The 19,661-nt window shown below is 61.0% G+C and carries 15 protein-coding genes; 1 reads left to right on the top strand and 14 read right to left on the bottom strand.

Translation table 11 applies throughout. The features are described from left to right. Window positions 1–114: 114 nt before the first annotated feature. Window positions 115–1,785 (bottom strand): amidophosphoribosyltransferase, encoded by a 1,671-nt coding sequence (gene purF, locus OIL88_01890; protein HJI71125.1) that lies wholly within the window; start codon window positions 1,783–1,785, stop codon window positions 115–117. Window positions 1,786–2,080: 295 nt separating this feature from the next. Here purF and OIL88_01885 point away from each other — a divergent pair, with 295 nt between their 5' ends. Beyond that, window positions 2,081–3,310 carry a putative ABC transporter permease gene (locus OIL88_01885; protein HJI71124.1) on the top strand — a complete coding sequence of 410 codons (1,230 nt, stop codon included), beginning with the start codon at window positions 2,081–2,083 and terminating at the stop codon, window positions 3,308–3,310. Between the two features lie 106 nt (window positions 3,311–3,416). Here OIL88_01885 and OIL88_01880 read toward each other — a convergent pair whose 3' ends face one another. The 13 genes from OIL88_01880 to rpsR all read right to left on the bottom strand — a co-directional run bounded on the left by OIL88_01880 (window position 3,417) and on the right by rpsR (window position 19,649). Next, window positions 3,417–3,833 carry a molybdenum cofactor biosynthesis protein MoaE gene (locus OIL88_01880; protein HJI71123.1) on the bottom strand — a complete coding sequence of 139 codons (417 nt, stop codon included), beginning with the start codon at window positions 3,831–3,833 and terminating at the stop codon, window positions 3,417–3,419. A gap of 36 nt (window positions 3,834–3,869) precedes the next feature. Beyond that, window positions 3,870–4,868, bottom strand: coding sequence for a class B sortase (locus OIL88_01875; protein ID HJI71122.1), 999 nt, complete (start codon window positions 4,866–4,868; stop codon window positions 3,870–3,872). A 35-nt stretch (window positions 4,869–4,903) separates the two neighbouring features. Then, window positions 4,904–5,368 carry a 5-(carboxyamino)imidazole ribonucleotide mutase gene (gene purE / locus OIL88_01870; GenBank protein ID HJI71121.1) on the bottom strand — a complete coding sequence of 155 codons (465 nt, stop codon included), beginning with the start codon at window positions 5,366–5,368 and terminating at the stop codon, window positions 4,904–4,906. A gap of 442 nt (window positions 5,369–5,810) precedes the next feature. Further along, window positions 5,811–9,125 carry a carbamoyl-phosphate synthase large subunit gene (gene carB / locus OIL88_01865; GenBank protein HJI71120.1) on the bottom strand — a complete coding sequence of 1,105 codons (3,315 nt, stop codon included), beginning with the start codon at window positions 9,123–9,125 and terminating at the stop codon, window positions 5,811–5,813. Window position 9,126: 1 nt separating this feature from the next. Further along, complete coding sequence (gene carA / locus OIL88_01860; GenBank protein ID HJI71119.1) at window positions 9,127–10,566, bottom strand: glutamine-hydrolyzing carbamoyl-phosphate synthase small subunit; 1,440 nt, start codon at window positions 10,564–10,566, stop codon at window positions 9,127–9,129. Between the two features lie 286 nt (window positions 10,567–10,852). After that, complete coding sequence (locus tag OIL88_01855) at window positions 10,853–11,818, bottom strand: hypothetical protein (protein ID HJI71118.1); 966 nt, start codon at window positions 11,816–11,818, stop codon at window positions 10,853–10,855. A gap of 19 nt (window positions 11,819–11,837) precedes the next feature. Next, window positions 11,838–13,610 (bottom strand): ABC transporter ATP-binding protein/permease, encoded by a 1,773-nt coding sequence (locus OIL88_01850; GenBank protein HJI71117.1) that lies wholly within the window; start codon window positions 13,608–13,610, stop codon window positions 11,838–11,840. An 81-nt stretch (window positions 13,611–13,691) separates the two neighbouring features. Continuing rightward, a complete protein-coding gene (locus OIL88_01845; GenBank protein ID HJI71116.1) occupies window positions 13,692–14,387 on the bottom strand; it encodes an NUDIX hydrolase in 696 nt (231 codons plus the stop codon). 21 nt (window positions 14,388–14,408) lie between these two features. Further along, complete coding sequence (purD, locus tag OIL88_01840) at window positions 14,409–15,713, bottom strand: phosphoribosylamine--glycine ligase (GenBank protein ID HJI71115.1); 1,305 nt, start codon at window positions 15,711–15,713, stop codon at window positions 14,409–14,411. Between the two features lie 118 nt (window positions 15,714–15,831). After that, the gene (locus OIL88_01835) at window positions 15,832–17,118 is read right to left on the bottom strand and encodes an adenylosuccinate synthase (GenBank protein HJI71114.1); all 1,287 of its coding nucleotides are present in this window, start codon (window positions 17,116–17,118) and stop codon (window positions 15,832–15,834) included. Between the two features lie 93 nt (window positions 17,119–17,211). Then, on the bottom strand, window positions 17,212–18,603 hold the full coding sequence (dnaB, locus tag OIL88_01830; GenBank protein ID HJI71113.1) for a replicative DNA helicase: 1,392 nt from the start codon (window positions 18,601–18,603) through the stop codon (window positions 17,212–17,214). A 224-nt stretch (window positions 18,604–18,827) separates the two neighbouring features. Continuing rightward, complete coding sequence (gene rplI / locus OIL88_01825; protein HJI71112.1) at window positions 18,828–19,367, bottom strand: 50S ribosomal protein L9; 540 nt, start codon at window positions 19,365–19,367, stop codon at window positions 18,828–18,830. A gap of 15 nt (window positions 19,368–19,382) precedes the next feature. Next, the gene (rpsR, locus tag OIL88_01820; GenBank protein ID HJI71111.1) at window positions 19,383–19,649 is read right to left on the bottom strand and encodes a 30S ribosomal protein S18; all 267 of its coding nucleotides are present in this window, start codon (window positions 19,647–19,649) and stop codon (window positions 19,383–19,385) included. Between the last annotated feature and the right edge of the window lie 12 nt (window positions 19,650–19,661).

The following is a 19,661-nucleotide window of genomic DNA, read 5'->3' as shown; positions in this document are numbered from 1 at the left end:
AACGGTGCTCATAGTTGCGTTCATTTCGGCGTGTGCCATAACAGCACACGCCGTCATATCAACAAAACAGCAGGTAAAACCTACCAGAATAAACCTGTCCCTACATGGCAGGCTTTAGGCCTCGCCGTGCTCCTCTTCCCAGCTGCGGTCGTCGTATTTCTCGACCACGGCGTCGTCGTCAAAGTGCAGCGGCTTATCCAGGTTGCGGGGCTTAAAGCCCTCCATAAACTTATCGCGGCCAAAGCTCTCGGGAATCGCCACGGGGTAGCGGCCGGTAAAGCACGCATCGCAGTAGCCGCCCTTGGGCATGACCTTCAGCAGGCCCTCGACCGAAAGGAAGGCCAGCGAATCGGCACCGATATACTCGCAAATCTCGTCGACCGTCTTGTTGGCGCTGATAAGCTGCGACTGCACGTCGGTATCGATGCCGTAGAAGCACGGCCAGATGACCTCGGGCGAGTTGATGCGGATATGAATCTCCTTGGCGCCAGCGTTGCGTAGCATCTTGACGAGCTGCACCATGGTGGTGCCGCGCACGATGGAGTCGTCGATGACGACCAGGCGCTTGCCCTCGATGTTGTCGCGCAGCGGGTTGAGTTTCATACGCACGCCCATGGCGCGCAGCTCCTGCGTGGGCTCGATAAACGTACGGCCCACATAGCGATTCTTGATGAGGCCCTCGCCAAAGGGAATGCCGCTCTCGTGCGAATAACCCTCCGCGGGCGGCAGGCCGGAGTCGGGCACGCCGATGACCAGGTCGGCCTCGACGGGCTCCTCATGTGCCAGCTGACGACCCATGTCGTAACGGCAGGCATAGACGCTCTTGCCGTTCATGATGGAGTCGGGGCGGGCAAAGTAGACCTGCTCAAAGATGCAGTTGGCGGGCTCTTCGGCTGCAGGCACGCCCTGCTCGGATACCAGGCCCTCGGCGCTGATGCGCAAGATCTCACCGGGGCGGACGTCGCGGACATACTCGGCACCCACGATGTCGAGTGCACAGGTCTCGGAAGCAACGACCCAGCCGCCGGCGCGCGTGACACGGACGGCGGAGTCGACCGTCGCGGCGCCGTCCTGCGACGGCAGCTGCGAAACGGCTGCGGCATCGGCCTGGTCCAAACCCTCGTCCACCAGCTTGCCCAGCACGAGCGGGCGAATGCCGTGCGGATCGCGGAATGCGTAGAGCGCCTGCTCGTTGATGAGCGTCATGGCGTAGCCGCCGCGCACGAGCTCCATGGTCTTGCGAATGCCCTCGCGCAGATGGCCCGTACGCTGGGTAAAGTAGCCGATGAGTTTGGTCGCGACCTCGGAATCCGAATTGGAGAGGAATGGCACGCCCAGCTCGATCAGCTGGCGGCGCAGCTCGTCGGTGTTGACGAGGGTGCCGTTGTGAGCAAGCGCGATAATGACGCTGTTGATGGTAGAAAGATGCGGCTGAGAGGCTTCCCAGCTCTTGGCACCGGCAGTGCCGTAGCGCACATGGCCCACGGCCAGCTGGCCGGAGAGCGTCGACAGGTCGGCGTTTGAGAACACGCGGTCGAGCAGGCCCAGGTCCTTGCGGACCATAACCGTGCCGCCGTCACCCACGGCGATTCCCGCCGATTCCTGGCCGCGGTGCTGCAGCGCACGCAGGCCAAAGTACGTCAGTCGAGCCACGTCGCGATCGGGCGCCCATACGCCGAAAATGCCACATTCCTCATGCAGCTGGTCGGAGTCCGGATCATACGTCGACATGGTGTTCACCTGTCCCGCGGCACGCTCGGCCGCGTGGATGGTTTCTTGAGACATGGCATCCCCTCAGAGCCTCGTTATTTGGCGTTACCTGCCCTATTATACGCACGGCAAGACAAGCACTCCCGCGCATGAACAGCGCTTTTTAAAAGCCCACCGAGCTTATAATCCGTTTTGCAGCCAAACATTTTATTTGGCAACCGCCTCGGGGCCGACGATCCCGCATGCTTTCGTTGCGACGTGTCTCGCCCGCCGTTAGGGCTTGCATTGTTGCAATTGGGACGTTCGTCCTGTCTTTTAGCTGGTCGTCGGCGTATCCTTGTAGGCTACTACAAGACGAGAAAGGTAGCGTATGGATCGAAATCAACTCGACCCCAGTGTCCCCAGCACCACGGAGGCCAAGAAGATCCCCCTTATCATCAAGGTCTACGCAGTCCTGTGCACCCTATCTGGCGTGGGCACGCTCCCGTCAGTCGCCGTCTTCATGTGGCAGGTCATCACCGCACTCATTAACGGCAACGTCGCCGCTAAGCTCGGTGATAACACCCTAGTCGCGGTTGGCCTTATCGTCGCCGGCATTATGCTCTCGGCGGCAAGCGCGATCATCTTGATCGTCTTTGGCCTGGACCTCATCAAGGACCAGCGGCGCAATGCCGCCCGCCTGTCTTACGTCCTCATCGCATTTACCGTCGTGGAGCTTTTAGTTGACGTGATGCTCCAGGGCATCGGACCCTTCCTGCTGCGCCCCGCCGTCCAGCTTGTCATCCTCATTGCGCTGTCGGCCACCGTCGACCCCACGCTACGCCAGGAGCGCGAACTGCAGCGCCGTCTGCAAGAGATGCTCGACCGCGATGCCGCCGCCGAGGGGATGCTCGGCCGCGACGAAACCGGCGAGGGCTACATCAAGCTCAACTACTTCAACCTGTTCTGGGTATTCTTCGTCTGCAGCGTGTTAGGTCTCATTCTCGAGGAAGTCTGGCATATGGTCGTCGTCGATCCCGGCGTCTATCAGGACCGTGCCGGTATGCTATTTGGCCCCTTTAGCCCCATCTACGGATTTGGCGCGGTGCTCATGACCATGGCGCTCAACCGCTTCTATAAAAAGAATTCTCTGATCATTTTCCTGGTAAGTGCCCTGATCGGCGGCGCTTTCGAGGTGTTTGTAGGCTGGTTTATGCAGACCTCATTTGACGTGGTGTCGTGGAGCTATTCACACATTAGGCTATTCGGCATGCCCGATCCCATCGCGGTATTGACCGGGGGACGCACATGCACGCCGTTTGCCTGCATGTGGGGCCTGGGTGGCCTCATCTGGATCAAGGTCTTGCTGCCGCGCCTGCTTAAGCTCATCAATATGATTCCATGGAAACGCCGCTACTCTGCTACCGTCATCCTGACCGCCGTCATGTTGATCGACGGCGTCATGACGTTGCAATCGCTCGACTATTGGTATCAGCGCGTCAACGGAACCGTTCGAAATATTCCCGTCGCACAGTTCTATGACAAGCATTTCGATAACGAATATATGGAGAACCGTTTTCAGAGTATGACCATGAGCCCCAAGGACGCCACACGCGTGTAGCAAACGCCAGAGCAAAATAGCTCCAACACATCAAAGCCCGCTGGCAGATCTACATGAACTGCCGGCGGGCTTTCGCTATAGACAGACTCGGATTGCCGACGAGGCCTTACGCCTCGCGCTCGACCTCGCTCACGCACTCGTTCTTGATGGTGCCGACGAGCGACTGCAGCGCATCGACCACATGCGGGCGAATGTCTCCGCCAATGAGCACGAGCATGATGTCGTCGCCCACGGTAAGCTCGCCGCTCGCCAGCCACACGCGCACATAGCCGATACCCGGCATCGTGCGCGTCGCCTCGATAGCGGCCTGCACCTTTTCGGCATCGAAGCCAAACACCATGCCGCCCACCTTGTGGCCTGGCGCCACGCCATCGGTCTCGACTCCGCGCACTTCGGCCTTGGGCGTCGCGCGCACCACGCCGTTGTGTGTCAGGTACATCCCACAATCAGCCGCCGAAACATCGGCCTTGGCTTCGCGCAGCCAAGCATCAACCGAAGGCATCGATTTGCCGTTCTCAAGCATCATTTCTCCTTTCACCGTCATTGAGTAGCCCATAATCTATTCCTCGACCGGCGTGAGCACCATGACGGCGCGCGTGTTGCTCAGCGACAGCGAACGGCAGGTCACGAGCGTTACAACCTTAGTTGCCGAAGCGGCACGATCGGTGGCATCGCTCGCCACGGCAGAGGCACCGTCGAGCATCTCGGACAGGTAGTTCTTGAGCCCATCGTCGCCCTCAAAATTGGTCGTGCGCGCCTTGGCATACGTGTCCTCGACCACCTTGGTCGCCAGTGGTCGCAGCTTATACGTAGCATCCCGTGTGATGTAATACACAAACTCGATGCTATCGAACGTCGCCTGATCAGTGGTGTCCGAAATCACGTTGAACATCGACCCGTCGTTCATATGGTGACCGTAGATCGTGGTCTGCTGGTCGACCATGCCCGGCGCGGTATCGTCGCTATCCAAGAAGATAGCGCCGGACGCATTAGATGTGCCATCAAACAGCGTATTGAGGTACTTGGAGTTGTTGTTGGTCTGCACCACGGGGTAGTTGATATTGGTACCCGGTGCGTAAATCCAGCCAACGACCTCAGGATTTGTCTGAGCAAGCGCATCAAAGTCGATAATCGGAACGCCGCTGGCGTCCTTGTCGCTCACATATTGCTTTTCGATCTTTTGATACGACTCGCTCGCCTGTTTGTAGCCAATCTGCGCATTGATAAAGATGGCAGCGGCGGCAACAATCAAGCCGATGCCGATGATGATGAGCAGGATGGGGATGACGGAGCGGCGCTTCTTGCGTAGCGGCTCGACGTAATCCGACGGCGCGGCGTGCGATGAAGACCGGGGCGGCTTCTTGGCCGTGCTGTATGACGAGGGGCGATACGCAGCCGGCGTATCCGGGCGGCAATGCTTCGCCGGTGTCACGGGGCGCGGTGCACGCGGCTGCTGAGAAGAGGATGTCCGACCCTGCTGCGCCGCATGGGCAGCACCCGGCTTCGACGGATCGGGAATCTGAGAAGCCGAAAAACGTTTTCCCTGATAGTCGGACATGGCTCTCCTTATACTGCGGTGAAACGGCGGAACGCCTAGGCGTCGGCCATCTCCTGCTTCATCTTCTCGATAACCTTGCGGTACTCGGGGTCGCAAGCGCCCAGAATCTGCGTGGCGTAGATGGCGGCGTTCTTGGCGCCGTTGATGGCAACGCAGGCCACGGGCACGCCCGAAGGCATCTGCACCATCGACAGCAGCGAATCCATGCCGCCCAGGTCACTCGTCTTCATAGGCACGCCGATGACCGGCAGCGGCGTAAAGGCAGCCACGACACCACCCAGGTGAGCGGCCTTGCCGGCGGCGGCGATAATCACTTTGATACCGCGATCGGCGGCAGTCGAGGCCCACTCGTGGACCTTCGCCGGCGTGCGGTGTGCACTCGCAATGACGAGCTCATAGGGCACACCAAGCGCCTCGAGCTCGGCGGTGCAGCCTTCCATAACGCCCAGATCGGACTTGGAACCCATGATGATCCCGACGACCGGCTTTTGATCTGCCATAAACAAAGACCTCCTGTTGAGAGCGGTGACGCGGCGAATCCGCGACCCTTAACTACTGAGAGTAGTATAGCTGCTCCCGTCCCTGCGGTCCCCGGGTGCCCCGCGGCGGGCTGGGTTTTTATCTTCGCTCCCCTTGCTTCGCAAAGTCGCTCAGACAATAAACCCAGCCCGCCGCGGGGCACCCGGGGACCTACCGGGAATTGCCATGACGTACGTTGGCTGAAATATTAACGTGGGATCCGCCGTTCGAACGAACGGCGGATCCCACACTCACTTTTTATTCAGCCCTAGTCATCGCGCAAAGCCCCTTCTGCAGCACACGGCGCAACCGAGTTACCGCAGGCCGGGGCGGGAGGGGCCGAGTTTTCCCCCTGAGCGACTCTGCTTGCAGCCGGAGCGAAGGGGGAAACTCGGCTCCCCCGCCCCGGCCGGACAGGTCAGTCTACACCGTGCACTGCGGCAGGTCCTGCAGGGCGATGACGTCCATGCCCATGTCGTTGGCGCTGCCGTGACCCTGCTGGTCCTCGCGCACCGCCTCGATGGCACTCACGTACGTGTTGGCGGCAGACATCGCGGTCACGCAGGTCACACCGCGTCGCACTGCCTCGGTGCGCAGCAGATAGCCGTCGCCGCGCGAGCCCGGACCGTACGGCGTGTTGATGATCACCGCGATCTTGCCATCGGCGATGAGGTCGCCGATGTTGGGGCGCTCGCCGTCGTGCGGGCCGCTAATCTTCTCCACGATCTCGCACGTCACGTTGCCTCCGCGCAGCACGCGCGCCGTACCCTCGGTGGAGCAGATGTCAAAGCCCAGGTAGCGCAGGATGCGCGCGACCGAAAGGATATGACGCTTGTCGCGGTCGCACACGCTGATGAACACCTTGCCGCTGCTCGGATCGGGCAGGTTGTAGTCGATCGCCAGCTGCGTCTTGGCGTATGCCTCGGGGTAGCTCTTGGCGATACCCATGACCTCGCCCGTCGACTTCATCTCGGGCCCCAGGATAACGTCGGCGCCCGGGAAACGGCCCCAGGGCATGACGGCCTCCTTCATGCAGAACCAATCGAGCTGACGCTCGTCGCTCGGCAGGCCCAAGCTCGCGATGGAATCGCCTGCCATGATACGTGCGGCACACTTGGCTAGCGGCACACCGGTGGCCTTGGAGATAAACGGCACGGTACGGCTTGCGCGTGGGTTGGCCTCGATCACGTAGACGGTCTCGCCCTTAATGGCGTACTGCACGTTAACCAGGCCGCGGACGCCCAGCGCCATCGCGATGCGGCGCGTGGTCTCGCGGAGCTTCGCCTGCAGGCTCTCGCTAAAGCTAAACGGCGGGATGCAGGTCGCGGAGTCGCCGGAGTGAATACCGGCTTCCTCGATATGCTCCAAGATACCGCCGATGTAGACCTCCTCGCCGTCGCACAGGGCGTCGACGTCGGACTCGATTGCGCCCTCCAGGAAGCGGTCCAGATACACCGGGTAGTCGGGGCTAATGCGCGCGGCCTCGGCCATGTAATCGCGCAGATGCTCGGCATCGTAGGCGATCATCATGCCGCGGCCGCCCAGCACGTAGCTCGGACGTACCAGCAGCGGGTAGCCGATGTGCGCGGCCACGGCCTCGGCCTCCTCAAACGAGGTTGCCTGGCCCGCCGGCGGATACATAATGCCCAGCTTGTCGAGCAGGGCGGCAAAGCGCTCGCGGTCCTCGGCAAAGTCGATGGCATCGGGCTTGGTGCCCATGATGTTGACGCCACTCTCCTCGAGCATGCGCGCCAGCTTAAGCGGGGTCTGGCCGCCGAGCGTTACCACGACGCCGTCGGGACGCTCAACGTCGATGACGTCCATGACGTCCTCGTAGGTGAGCGGCTCAAAGTAAAGGCGGTCGGACGTGTCGTAGTCGGTCGAGACGGTCTCGGGATTGCAGTTGACCATGATGGTCTCGAAGCCGCGGGCCGCCAGCGCGTAGCTCGCGTGCACGCAGCAGTAATCGAACTCGATACCCTGGCCAATGCGGTTGGGGCCGGCGCCCAGGATCATCGCCTTGGGCTTGTCCGCCGGCGTGGTCTCGTCGGGAGCCACGCACTTCTTGGCATCCGGGCTCGTGCGGTAGATGTTCTCGTACGTCTTGTAGTGATATTCCGTGGCGCTCGAGAACTCCGCAGCGCAGGTATCGACCGTCTTCATGCTGGGAACCACGCCCAGACCCTTGCGATAGGCGCGCACAAAGCGCTCGTCCGAGCCGGTCAGTGCGGCGATCTCGGCATCGCTCGTGCCGTACTGCTTGAGCAGGCGCATCGCGTCGGCGTCGATATCCTCCACACGCAGGCCGCGGATGCTCTCCTGGACCTGCACCATGTCGTTGATACGGTTGAGGTACCACGGATCGATACCGCAAATAGCATGGATGCGAGCGATGTCCCAGCCGCGGCGCAGGGCCTCGACCACAAAGAAGATGCGATGCTCGGTCGGGGTTGCCACGGCCTGAGCAAGCTCGTCGTCGCTCAGCTTATCGGCACCCTCTTTGCCACCGGCGCAGATGCCCTGGTGACCGTCCTCCAGCGAGCGCATGGCCTTGCCAAAGGCCTCCTCAAAGGTGCGGCCGATCGCCATGATCTCGCCCACGGCCTTCATGCGCGTGGTGAGCGTAGGGTCGGTGCCCTTGAACTTCTCGAAGGCAAAGCGCGGCACCTTGACCACACAGTAGTCGATCGTGGGCTCAAAGCAGGCGGGCGTTGCCTTGGTAATGTCGTTGACGATCTCGTCGAGCGTGTAGCCCACAGCCAGGCGCGCGGCGGCCTTGGCGATGGGGAAACCTGTGGCCTTGGAAGCGAGGGCGGACGAACGGCTCACGCGCGGGTTCATCTCGATGACGATCAGGCGGCCGGTGTTGGGGTTCACGGCAAACTGCACGTTGGAGCCACCGGTCTCAACGCCGATCTTCTCCAGAATGGCGAGCGAGGCCACGCGCATGCGCTGATACTCAAGGTCGGAGAGCGTCTGCGCCGGCGCGACGGTGATGGAGTCGCCGGTATGCACGCCCATGGGGTCGAGATTCTCGATGGAGCACACGATGATGCCGTTGCCGGCGTGGTCACGCATGACCTCCATCTCGTACTCTTTCCAACCCTCGATGGACTCCTCGACCAGCACCTCATGGGCAGGCGAGAGCTCGAGGCCCTGGCTCACGATGGAGACGAGCTCCTCGTGGGTGTGCGCGATGCCGCCGCCGGCGCCACCGAGGGTAAAGCTCGGACGCAGCACGCAGGGATAGCCCACGCGCTCGGCGATGGCCTCGGCGTCAGCCACGCTGTAGGCATAGCCCGAGCGCGCGACCTCCAGGCCGATCTCGGCCATAGCCTCGTTAAAGAGCTTGCGGTCCTCGCCGCGCTCGATGGCGGCCAGGTCGCAGCCGATCATCTCGACGCCGTACTTGTCGAGCGTACCGTCTTTCGCCAGCTCGACGGCGGCGTTCAGACCGGTCTGGCCGCCCAGTGTGGGCAGCAGCGCGTCCGGGCGCTCTTTCTTGATCACGCGCTCGATAAACTCGGCGGTGATGGGCTCGACATAGGTGCAGTCGGCAAGACCCGGGTCGGTCATGATGGTCGCCGGGTTGGAGTTGACCAGGATGACCTCAAAGCCATCCTCCTTGAGCACCTTGCAGGCCTGTGCGCCGGAGTAGTCGAACTCACAGGCCTGGCCAATGACAATGGGGCCCGAGCCAATAACGAGGATACGCTTGATGTCAGTACGTTTCGGCATGTTAGTTCTCCTCGGTCTCAGTCACGGCGGTCTCGGCGAAATTCCAGCCAGCCAGGCGGTCCTTCGCGGTGTCGATGTCCAGGTAGTTCTCCTCGCCGTCCATGAGTCGCGTAAAGGCGGTAAAGAGATAGTGGGCATCGGTGGGGCCAGGCGAGGCCTCGGGGTGATACTGGACCGAGAAGCACGGGGCGTCGAGCAGCTGGATGCCCTCGGCGGTGCCGTCGTTGAGGTTCACATGTGTTAGGCGAATGCGGCCAAAGCGCTCGTTCATCACGACCGGCGCGATTCCGCGGCGCACCCAGACGCGCAGATCTCCATCGGCCGCATGCTCGGTCTCGCCGCCGGGAAGCTCCGGAATCAGTTTGCCCAGACTGGGGAACAGCAGGCCAAAGCCGTGGTTTTGCGCGGTGATCTCCACGCGACGGCTCACCAGGTTCATAACCGGCTGGTTACCGCCACGGTGACCGAATTTAAGCTTTTCCATTTGGGCGCCGCACGCCAGGCTGATCATCTGGTGACCAAGGCAAATGCCAAAGACCGGCACCTTGCCGATCAGCTGCTGCACCTGCTCGTAGGTCTCCACCACGGCATCGGGGTCACCGGGGCCGTTGGATAAAAAGACGCCGTCGGGATTCATGTCGAGCACCTCACTCGCGGGCGTATCCCACGGCACGACAGTAAGGTCGCAGCCGGCACGAACCAGACCCTCCAGGATGCCGCGCTTGACGCCGCAGTCGTAGGCGACCACTTTGTGGCGGGCAGGAGCGGCTGGGGCAAGCGCAAAGTCATGCGTAGCGGGCAGATCGCTCGCGGCAAAAGCGTGGGGCTCAGAGCAGCTCACGGTCTTGACCAGATTCTCGCCCACCAGCGTCGGCGCTGCGGCCAGACGCTCGGCAAGCTCGTCGACGTCAAAGATCTCGGTCGAGATAATACCCATCTTGGAGCCGTTGTCACGCAGGTGGCGCACCAGGGCACGGGTGTCGACGCCCTCGATAGCGACAATGCCGTGAGCGCGCAGGTACTCCGGCACGCTGACGGCCGAGCGCCAGTTAGAAGGCGTGGCGCACATGTCGCGAACGATCATGCCGCGCATAGCCGGAGCGCTCGCAGGGCGCACGGCGTCGCCGGGGAAGGCCGACTGGACGTCGGTCTCGTCGATACCGTAGTTGCCGATCTGCGGATAGGTCATGGTTACGATTTGGCCGGCATAACTCGGGTCGGTCATGACCTCAAAGTAGCCCTCGAGCGAGGTGTTGAAGCAGACTTCGCCGGTCGCGGTGCCCTCGGCGCCGCATGCACGTCCATAAAAAATGGTCCCATCCTCAAGATACAGGATGCAGGGACCGCAGGTGCCCTTGCTGGTTTTGGCCAGCATGCGCTGGCAAAGCTCGCTGGGCGCGAAGGTGCGGGCGGCAGCGCCCGCGGTATGGTTGTTCGCCATAATTCTCCTTCCCGGTCTCACAGGACCGGCTTAAAGGTGTGTAGTTAGGCCTCGCGGTATTGTAACCGCAAGCATGCCTTATGGCGTTAATTTCATCGAAATGTTTACGAAATGATAATTATGACTTTCTATGCATAATGATTTTTCTGGGACGGGGATGAAAAAATCATTCTGAGAGCGGGACTTTAACTACTCGCCAACTGCGTACATGCCAGAATGATTTTTTCATCCCCGTCCCAGAAAAATCATCCCGCGGGGCACTTGGCTCACGCGGGATGATGGCGTCTTATTTTTTCTTGTCCTGTTCCAGCAGTTCGGACGGTGTGCGATCGGGCTTGCCGCCGCGGAAAATCTCGCGGCCATGCAGACGATGCTCCAGGTCACGCTCGGCCTTTTCCTCGTCAATCTTGGTCTGGCTCACCACCGGATCCTCAATCAACGACGACACCGAGTTCACCTGCTTCTGAATGCGCTCGGCGATGGTGTCATCCATACTCACGATGCGCATCTTCCAGTCGATACTCGTGGCGTTGGATGAGCTCTTGGTCCACACGAACGTCAAAATGGCGCTCTGGTGGCCGCGCGCGGGGAACATGCCAAAGAAGGAATCGTGCTGAATGTTGCTATCCTCGTCGATATAGGCGTGAACGTTATACACCACGCGGTCGATCTTATCGTTGAGCAACGCGTTGGTCGCAAGCGCCGCGGCCTGAATCTGCCCGTTGGACAGCAGCTCGAGCTCGTTGGCAGACGATGTGTCCAACACCGTCACCTCGACCGTGCCCGTACGCTCATCGGCTTCATCGACGGTAAAGTCGAGCGGGAACTGCGTAAAGCCATTGCCCCATTCGAGTCCACCCTTGAGCGCGGTCGAGACAGTATCTGCCGAAACGCTCTCGGAGAGGTTCGCGGTGTTCAGACGACGCATCACGCCGTAGCCAATTTGCATGCCCACGATCAGCACCAAAATGCCGATAACCACGACCATGGCAGTCTTCGTAATGGTATGGCTCACCTGCGAACCCGAAGGGTCGTCCTCGGACAGCGGGTCGATATGTTTTGCCTGGCTCGCGCGGTCCTCGCTGCGCAGCTGCGCTAGCGCTGCTTTGTCACCGCGCTTGGCCGCAGCCTCCTTCTCACGCATGCGCTCGGTGCGCTTTTTGGCGAGCGTGGGATCCAAGACGCCGGATGCATCGATTTCGGAGAATAACTCCGTCACTTCTTCCGGAGTCAAAGGGTTCTTGTCAGCCATAAACTTCCTGTCATATCAATCAGTCGAGCTCGTGCGCACGCGCACCTTCGAACTGCATTCGATAGTAACGGGCATAGGTGCCGCCACGGGCGAGAAGCTCCTCGTGCGTGCCACGCTCCACAACGCGACCATGCTCAACGGTCGCAATCTCATCGGAATGCTTAATGGTCGAAAGACGGTGGGCGATGATAATCGTGGTGCGGCCACGCGCCAGCTCTTCGAGTGACTCCTGCACCGCCTCCTCGCTCTCGTTATCCAAAGCACTCGTCGCCTCATCCAAAATAAGGATCTTGGGGTTCTTGAGAAACACACGCGCGATGGCAACGCGCTGCTTCTGTCCGCCCGAAAGACGGCTGCCGCGCTCGCCCACCACGGTGTCATAGCCCTGCGGAAGCGACTCGATAAAGGCATCGATGTTGGCGCGACGGGCGGCCTCGGCGATCTCTTCAGCCGTAGCGCCCGGCTTGCCGTAGGCGATGTTCTCGCCAATCGTACCGTCAAATAGATAGACATCCTGCTGCACCAGGCCGATGGCACGACGCAGGCTCTGTTGCGTCACATCACGCACGTCCTGGCCGTCGATGCTAATGGATCCGGCAGCCACGTCATAAAAGCGCGGCAGCAGCGAACAGGTCGTGGACTTGCCGCCGCCCGAAGGGCCAACCAAAGCGATGGTCTGCCCGGGCTTGATGGACAGGTCCATATGGTCGATAACGGGACGTTCGTCGGCATCGCCCTCGCCCAGCTCAACATCCTCGTAGTTAAAGCACACGTCGTGATACTCCACGGCGCCGGCAGTCACCTGCAGATCCGTAGCGCCCGGCTTGTCCTGGATATCCGGCGCGGTCGAGAGCACCTCGTCCATACGCTTAAAGCCGGCGATGGCCTTCTGATACGTTTCGGCCGAATTGACGAGTGTCTCGAGCGGCGTGCAGAACAGCGAAATATAGAGTGCGAAGGTCGCCATATCGACCGCCTGCAGCTGTCCCTGGGCGACCAGCCAGCCGCCCAGCAGCACCACGATCACATAGAGCACACCCGAGAGCAGGCCATACGTCGCGGTATAGACGCCCATGGCGTGATACATGTTCTCCTTGGACAAAAGGTAGCGGTCGTTAGAGGCACGGAACTTGGCACGCTCGGTCTCCTCGTTGGCAAAGCTCTTGACCACGCGCATGCCCGCCAGAGAATCCTGCAGCTGTGCATTAATGCCGCTGATCTTCTTGCGGTTGTCGCTAAAGACCTCGCGCATGCGCATGTTCTGCCAAAACATGATGACCGCAAACGCCGCCGTCACCACGGCCATGGCGAGCGCCAGCACCGGGGCGATGGTAAAGAGGATCACAAACGAGCCAATAATCTCGATGCCGCAGATGATGATCCACTCGGGCACGTGGTGCGCCGCCTCGCAGATATCGAACAGGTCGTTGACCACGCGGCTCATCATGTCGCCCGAGCTGTTGCGGTCGAAGTACGCAAAGCTAAAGCGCTCATACTGGTCAAACAGGTCCTCGCGCATCTTGGACTCCATGCGCGCGCCCATCACGTGACCCCAATAGCTCACAAAATAGCGGCAGGCGCAGCGGACGGCATACATCAGCACCAAGCCCACCGCGATCATGCCGAGCGCCTGCATAATGGCAGCCTGACCCTGAGTAAACAGCCCACCGGTCAAATTGCGCAGGATAATGGGAAACGCAAGGTCAATGGCGGCAAGCACCAGAGCACAAACAGTATCAGCAACAAAAAGCCCCATCTGGGGCTTGTAATAAGACAAGAATCTTCTAAACATGCAGTCCTCGGAGATAAAACAACAACGTAAAACCCTGGGGCAAAACAATCAGTAGTGTTTGCCCCAGGGTCGCCCTCGCTTTTAAAGCTCAGTTCCGCCCAGCCTGTGTGCGATGCTGTCGCAGGCAAGCGCACCCACGACGGTCTTAGCGTCTTCGATCTTGCCGTCGAGTACGGCGTCGATCAGCTCGTGCAGCGGCACCAAGTCCACGTTGACAAACTCGTCATCATCGGGGTTGGGCGCATCAAACTCGAGCTTGGTAGCCAAGTAGATGTGGATAATCTCATCGCAAAAACCGCAGGACGTGACAATCGACGTCAAAAAGCGAATACGACCAGCCCTAAAGCCGGTCTCCTCATGCAGTTCGCGCTTGGCGCAATCGAGCGGGTCCTCGCCTGGATCGAGCTTGCCGGCAGGAATCTCGACCGTCACGCGGTCGATGGCGGTGCGGTACTGACGCACCAGTACGATCTTGCCGCTCTCGGTCAGTGCCACAACGGCCGCCGCACCCGGATGGCGAACGATATCGCGGGCGCTGCGGTGACCGTTGGGCAGCTCAACCTCAAGACGGTGGACGTCGAGAATCTTGCCCTTCCAGGCGCACTCCTCCGAAAGAATCTTCTCGTGCAGCTCGGCATCGTGCGGGTCGTCGTCGCCCAGCACCAGTGCCGGCTCGTCAGCGACCTCGCCACCAGGCTCGCCCTCGGCGTGCCCATACATGCGGCTGTCCTCTTCGACGATCTGCGCGTCCACGAGCTCTTCGTTCTTCTCGTCCATCCGTCTCATTCCTCTCGGATTTTAGGCATCCCAGGCGTCGCGGCCGCGCAGCGCGCGCAGGCCGATGTCGTGACGCAGGGTCTTGCCCTCAAAATCAATCTTCTCGCAGGCCTCGTAGGCAAGGTTGCGAGCGTTCTCGAACGTGTCGCCCAGAGCGGTCACGGCAAGCACGCGGCCACCATTGGTCACGAGCTGGCCGTCCACCACGGCGGTGCCCGCGTGGTACACGGTCACGTTCTCCATGGCCTCGGCATCGGCGATACCGGTGATGACCTTGCCCTTCTCGTAGCTGCCGGGATAGCCCGCGCTCGTCAGGACAACGGCCACGGCCCACTCGTCACGCCAGTCGAGCTCAATCTGATCGAGCTCGCAGTTGGCACAAGCCAGCATGACCTCGACCAAGTCGTTCTTAAGGCGCGGCAGCACGACCTGCGTCTCGGGGTCGCCAAAGCGGGCATTGAACTCCAGCACCTTGGGGCCGGCAGGCGTGAGCATAAAGCCGCCGTACAGGCAGCCGCGGTAGTCGATACCCTCGACAGCGAGCTCGGCCACGGTCTGCTCCATGACCTTCACCATCGTGGCGTGCTCCTCGTCAGTCACGATGGGCACCGGGCTGTAGACGCCCATGCCACCGGTGTTGGGGCCCTTGTCGCCCTCGAGCGCGCGCTTGTGGTCCTGCGAGGTGGCCATGGGGCGAACGGTCTTGCCGTCGGTAAAGGCCAGCAGCGAGCACTCGGGGCCAACGAGCATCTCCTCGATAACCACGGTGTTGCCGGCATCGCCAAAGGTGCCGCCAAAACACTCACGCACGGCCTCCTCGGCCTGCTCAAGTTCGGTCGCCACGATAACGCCCTTGCCCGCGGCAAGGCCGTCGGCCTTGACGACCAGCGGGGCGCCCTGCTCGCGCACGTAGGCAAGAGCCGAAGCCTCGTCGGTAAACGAGCCGTAGGCCGCCGTCGGGATACCGGCGCGCTCCATGAGCTGCTTGGAGAACAGCTTGGAGCCCTCCATCTGGGCGCCCTCGGCACCCGGGCCAAAGCAGGGAATACCCGCCGCGCGCACGGCGTCGGCCACGCCCGCCACGAGCGGAGCCTCGGGGCCAATTACCACAAGTCCGCATCCGTGGCTCTGCGCAAACGCCGCCACGGCCGCAGGATCGCAGTCGTCGAGAACAACGTTCTCGCCGCAGCTCGCGGTGCCGCCGTTGCCCGGCGCAATGTAGAGCTTGCCGGCGCGCGGTGATGCCGCGAGCTTGGCTGCCAAAGCATGCTCACGGCCGCCGCTGCCCAACAACAGGATGTCGATGGTTTGAGTGTCCGCCTTCAAGGGTGCCTCCTCTATGGATGAACGGCCCGCTCCGCGCGAGCCCTTTGCAAGCAAATATACCCCTCGGCCGCCCGTCCGGGCTGCAAAGGGGTATATCGCAATAACCAAATAGTCCCGATTACTTCCAGAATCGGTTGATGATCTGCTCGCGACCAGCGCCAACGCCAATGAACGTCACGCGGGTGTGTGCCAGATCCTCGATAAACGCCACGTAGTCCTGAGCCTCCTGCGGCAGCTCCTCAAAGCTGCGGCAACCGGTGATATCGCACTTCCAGCCAGGGAGCTCCTCGTAGATGGGCTTGGCATGCTCAAAGCGCACCTGGTGTTCGGGCACGCTCGTGTAACGCTCGCCATCGACGTCGTAGGCAACGCACACCTTGATGGTGTCGAAAGCCGAAAGCACGTCGAGCTTGGTCACGGCGATGTCGGTGAGGCCGTTGACGCGCGAGGCATAGTTGGCGATAGGGCCGTCGAACCAGCCGCAACGACGACGGCGACCGGTGGTCACGCCGTACTCATAGCCCTCCTCGGTCAGCGTGTGGCCAGCCTCGGACTCATAGGAAAGTTCGGTGGGCATGGGGCCCGAACCGACGCGGGTGATATAGGCCTTCATGACGCCCAGCACGCGGTCGACGTTCTTCATGCCCACGCCGGATCCGGTGATGGCGCCGCCAGCGGTGCAGTTGGAAGACGTCACGTACGGATAGGTGCCGTGGTCGATGTCGAGCAGCGTCGCCTGGGCGCCCTCAAACAGCAGGTTCTTGCCCTCATCGATCATGTTGTTGAGCAGCAGGCTCGTCTCGGTGATGTAGGGACGCAGGCGCTCGGCCATCGGCAGGTACTCGTCGCAGATCTGGTCCACGGTGTAGGTGGGCAGGTTGTAGATGAGCTCGAGCTCGGGGTTCACACGGGCAAGAGCGGTCTCCAGCTTGTCGCGGAACAGCTCCTCGTCCAGCATGTCCTGCATGCGCAGGCCAATGCGGGCCATCTTGTCCTGATAGCACGGACCGATGCCACGCTTGGTGGTACCGATGTTCTTCTTGCCGAGCTTCTGCTCAAAGGCGCCATCCAGATCGATGTGGTACGGCATGATGACATGCGCGTTGCCGCTAATCTTGAGATTCTTGGTGGTGATGCCGTCGGCCTCGAACATGTCGATCTCCTCAAGGACAACCTTGGGGTTGACGACGCAGCCGTTACCGATCACCGACACGTGGTCGGAATACATGATGCCGGAGGGCACCTGGTGCAGGCCGTACTTCTTGCCGTTGACGACGATGGTGTGGCCGGCGTTGTTGCCTCCCGAGTAGCGCACGACGGCATCGAAGTCGCCGGCGACCAGGTCGCAAATCTTACCTTTGCCCTCATCGCCCCACTGGGCACCGACCAAAACGGTTGACGGCATGTTTACTCCTTACATTCATGGACTGTCTACGCGCCACGCCGGCACGCAGAAGCACAAAACATTCCCAGTATACCCGTGCAACGGGCGCCTGTCCTACTCCTCGGCATGTGCCCCATCAAGCTCATAGAACTTGGTGGATGCCGGCAGGAACATCAGATCGACGTCGCCGATCGGGCCCGAACGGTTCTTGGCCACGACGATACGCGTAACGCCCTCGTCGGGTCGATCGTCGCGCGAGGCCTCGGCCTCGTCGGCGGAGCGGTCCAAGAACATAACGATATCGGCGTCCTGCTCGATGGAGCCCGATTCACGAAGGTCGGAAAGCTGCGGGCGCTTGCCGGTACGGGATTCGACCTGACGCGAGAGCTGCGACAGCGCGATGAGCGGGATCTTGAGCTCCTTGGCCATGATCTTCAGACCACGCGACATCTCCGAAACCTCGACGGTACGGCTCTCGGAGCGGCGTCCCGGCGGAGGACTCACCAGCTGCAGGTAGTCCAGGATGATGATTGCCTTCTCCTTGTTATGGAGCATGCGGCGGCTCTTGGCGCGAATCTCGGTCACTGTGGTGCCGGGCGTATCGTCAATCAGAATATCGAGCTTGGACAAGGTCTGCGTGGCCTCGTTGATATTGGCCCACTGCTCGGGGCTAATGCGGCCCATGCGGAAGTCACTGATCGAGATCATGGCGTAGGCGCAAATCAGACGCTGGGCAATTTCTTTGCCCGACATCTCCAGCGAGAAGAAGCCGACGGTATAACCGGCAGCGGCAGCGTTGAGCGCCAGATTCAGGGCGAACGACGTCTTACCCACAGCAGGGCGGGCGCCGATAATGATGAGCTGGCCCTCGCGGAAGCCCATGAGCATGCGGTCGAGTGACGGGAAGCCCGTGGGCACGCCCGCAGCCTGGCCACCGGCCTGACACACTTCCTCGGCCTCGTTATAGGCCTCAACCATAAACTCGGTCAGCGTCTTGTAGCTCGACTTGACCTCGCGTGCCGTGACCTTGAGCAGCTTGCTCTCGGCTAGCTCCACGACCTCTTTGGTGTCGGTGGGGGCGTTATATGCCAGCGCGTTGATCTCGTTGGTGGCGCCGATCAGCTCGCGCAGCATCGAATCGCGACGAACGATGGCGGCATGGTGCTGCCAGTTCACGAGCGACAGAGTCTGACCCATCAGCTCCAAAATGTAGGCCTCGCCGCCCACGGCATCGAGCTTGTTGATGCTTCGTAGGTAATCGATCAGCGAGATGGAGTCGATGGGAATGCGGCTGTTGTACATATCGACCATCGCGGTGTAGATGGTCTTATGAATGGGCCGGTAGAAATCATCGGGCTGCAGCTCGACCTGGGCCTCTTCGACCACCTCGGGCGATAGCAGCATAGCGGCCAGTACATTGGCCTCTGCATCTTGGTTTTGGGGAAGACCCAACTTTGAGCCGCGGTCCTCGACCGTCAGCCCCGTCTCCCTATCGTCATATGCCATGAGCATCCTCATTCATATCGCTTGCGAGCATCCATAGTATCAGCCACGGTCCCAAAACGCGCCGCGCGCCGCCAATCATCACCGAACCAAACGGATGAACGGTCCTGTATATAGGACTTCGACGCAACGTTCACCATGACACTCACTCAGCGCAAAAAACAAAAGGGCGCCCTGGTTTCCCAGAGCGCCCTTCTTAGAACAAGATTGTTGCGTTGCAGCAAATGCTACTCGGCAGCAGCCTCAGTCTCGACCTCGGCGGTCTCGGCCTCGGCGACCTCAGCGGCCTCCTCGACCTCAGCCTCGGCAGCGAGCTCCTCGGCGGTAACGCCGACGAGAACGACAACCTCGGCCTTGATCTCGCGGTACAGCGAGATGGCAACGGTGTGGGCACCGGCAACCTTGATGGGCTTACCGAGCTCGACGCGCTTGCGGTCGATGTCCATACCGAGCTGAGCCTTGATGGCGTCAGCGATCATAGCGGCGGTAACGGAGCCAAAGAGGATGCCCTCGTCGCCGACCTTGACGTCAACGGTGACCGTCTTGCCCTCGAAGGCAGCCTTGGTCTCGTTGGCGGTAGCCAGACGGACGGCCTCGCGCTTGGCGATGTTGTTGCGACGCTCGTCAAGCTGCTTGAGGTTGCCCTTGGTGGCGGCAACAGCGAGCTTCTTGGGGAACAGGAAGTTCTCAGCGTAACCCTGAGCGACCTCTACGACGTCACCCTCGCCGCCCTTGCCCTTGATCTCATCGAGAAGAATAACCTTCATGATGCGTCTCCCTTCTTAGCCGCGGTCGCGGTTGCCACGAGAGGAAACCACGGGGACGGTGTACGGCAGGAGAGCCATCTCGCGGGCGCGCTTGATGGCGTTGGCGATGTCATGCTGATGCTGCGTGCAAGCGCCAGTGACGCGACGGGGCTTGATCTTGCCACGGTCGGTCATGTACTTACGGAGAAGCTGAGTGTCCTTATAGTCGATGAACTCAGTGTTCTCCTTGCAGAACTGGCAGTACTTACGACGCGGCTGACGTGCAGAAAAATCATTAGCCATGTCAAAATACCT

The organism is Coriobacteriaceae bacterium (genome assembly GCA_025992855.1).
Classification (GTDB): domain Bacteria; phylum Actinomycetota; class Coriobacteriia; order Coriobacteriales; family Coriobacteriaceae; genus Collinsella.
The sequence above is the reverse complement of the archived record's forward strand: the minus strand, read 5'-3'. Positions and strand labels throughout refer to the sequence as shown.

Excerpts from the sequence above, each read along its gene's own strand:
- OIL88_01880 (HJI71123.1), bottom strand. The coding sequence starts at position 3,833 with ATGCTTGAGAACGGCAAATCGATGCCTTCGGTTGATGCTTGGCTGCGC.
- carB (HJI71120.1), bottom strand. The coding sequence starts at position 9,125 with ATGCCGAAACGTACTGACATCAAGCGTATCCTCGTTATTGGCTCGGGC.
- OIL88_01885 (HJI71124.1), top strand. The coding sequence starts at position 2,081 with ATGGATCGAAATCAACTCGACCCCAGTGTCCCCAGCACCACGGAGGCC.
- OIL88_01845 (HJI71116.1), bottom strand. The coding sequence starts at position 14,387 with ATGGACGAGAAGAACGAAGAGCTCGTGGACGCGCAGATCGTCGAAGAG.
- carA (HJI71119.1), bottom strand. The coding sequence starts at position 10,566 with ATGGCGAACAACCATACCGCGGGCGCTGCCGCCCGCACCTTCGCGCCC.
- purF (HJI71125.1), bottom strand. The coding sequence starts at position 1,785 with ATGTCTCAAGAAACCATCCACGCGGCCGAGCGTGCCGCGGGACAGGTG.
- OIL88_01855 (HJI71118.1), bottom strand. The coding sequence starts at position 11,818 with ATGGCTGACAAGAACCCTTTGACTCCGGAAGAAGTGACGGAGTTATTC.
- rpsR (HJI71111.1), bottom strand. The coding sequence starts at position 19,649 with ATGGCTAATGATTTTTCTGCACGTCAGCCGCGTCGTAAGTACTGCCAG.
- OIL88_01835 (HJI71114.1), bottom strand. The coding sequence starts at position 17,118 with ATGCCGTCAACCGTTTTGGTCGGTGCCCAGTGGGGCGATGAGGGCAAA.
- purE (HJI71121.1), bottom strand. The coding sequence starts at position 5,368 with ATGGCAGATCAAAAGCCGGTCGTCGGGATCATCATGGGTTCCAAGTCC.
- OIL88_01875 (HJI71122.1), bottom strand. The coding sequence starts at position 4,868 with ATGTCCGACTATCAGGGAAAACGTTTTTCGGCTTCTCAGATTCCCGAT.
- OIL88_01850 (HJI71117.1), bottom strand. The coding sequence starts at position 13,610 with ATGTTTAGAAGATTCTTGTCTTATTACAAGCCCCAGATGGGGCTTTTT.
- rplI (HJI71112.1), bottom strand. The coding sequence starts at position 19,367 with ATGAAGGTTATTCTTCTCGATGAGATCAAGGGCAAGGGCGGCGAGGGT.
- dnaB (HJI71113.1), bottom strand. The coding sequence starts at position 18,603 with ATGGCATATGACGATAGGGAGACGGGGCTGACGGTCGAGGACCGCGGC.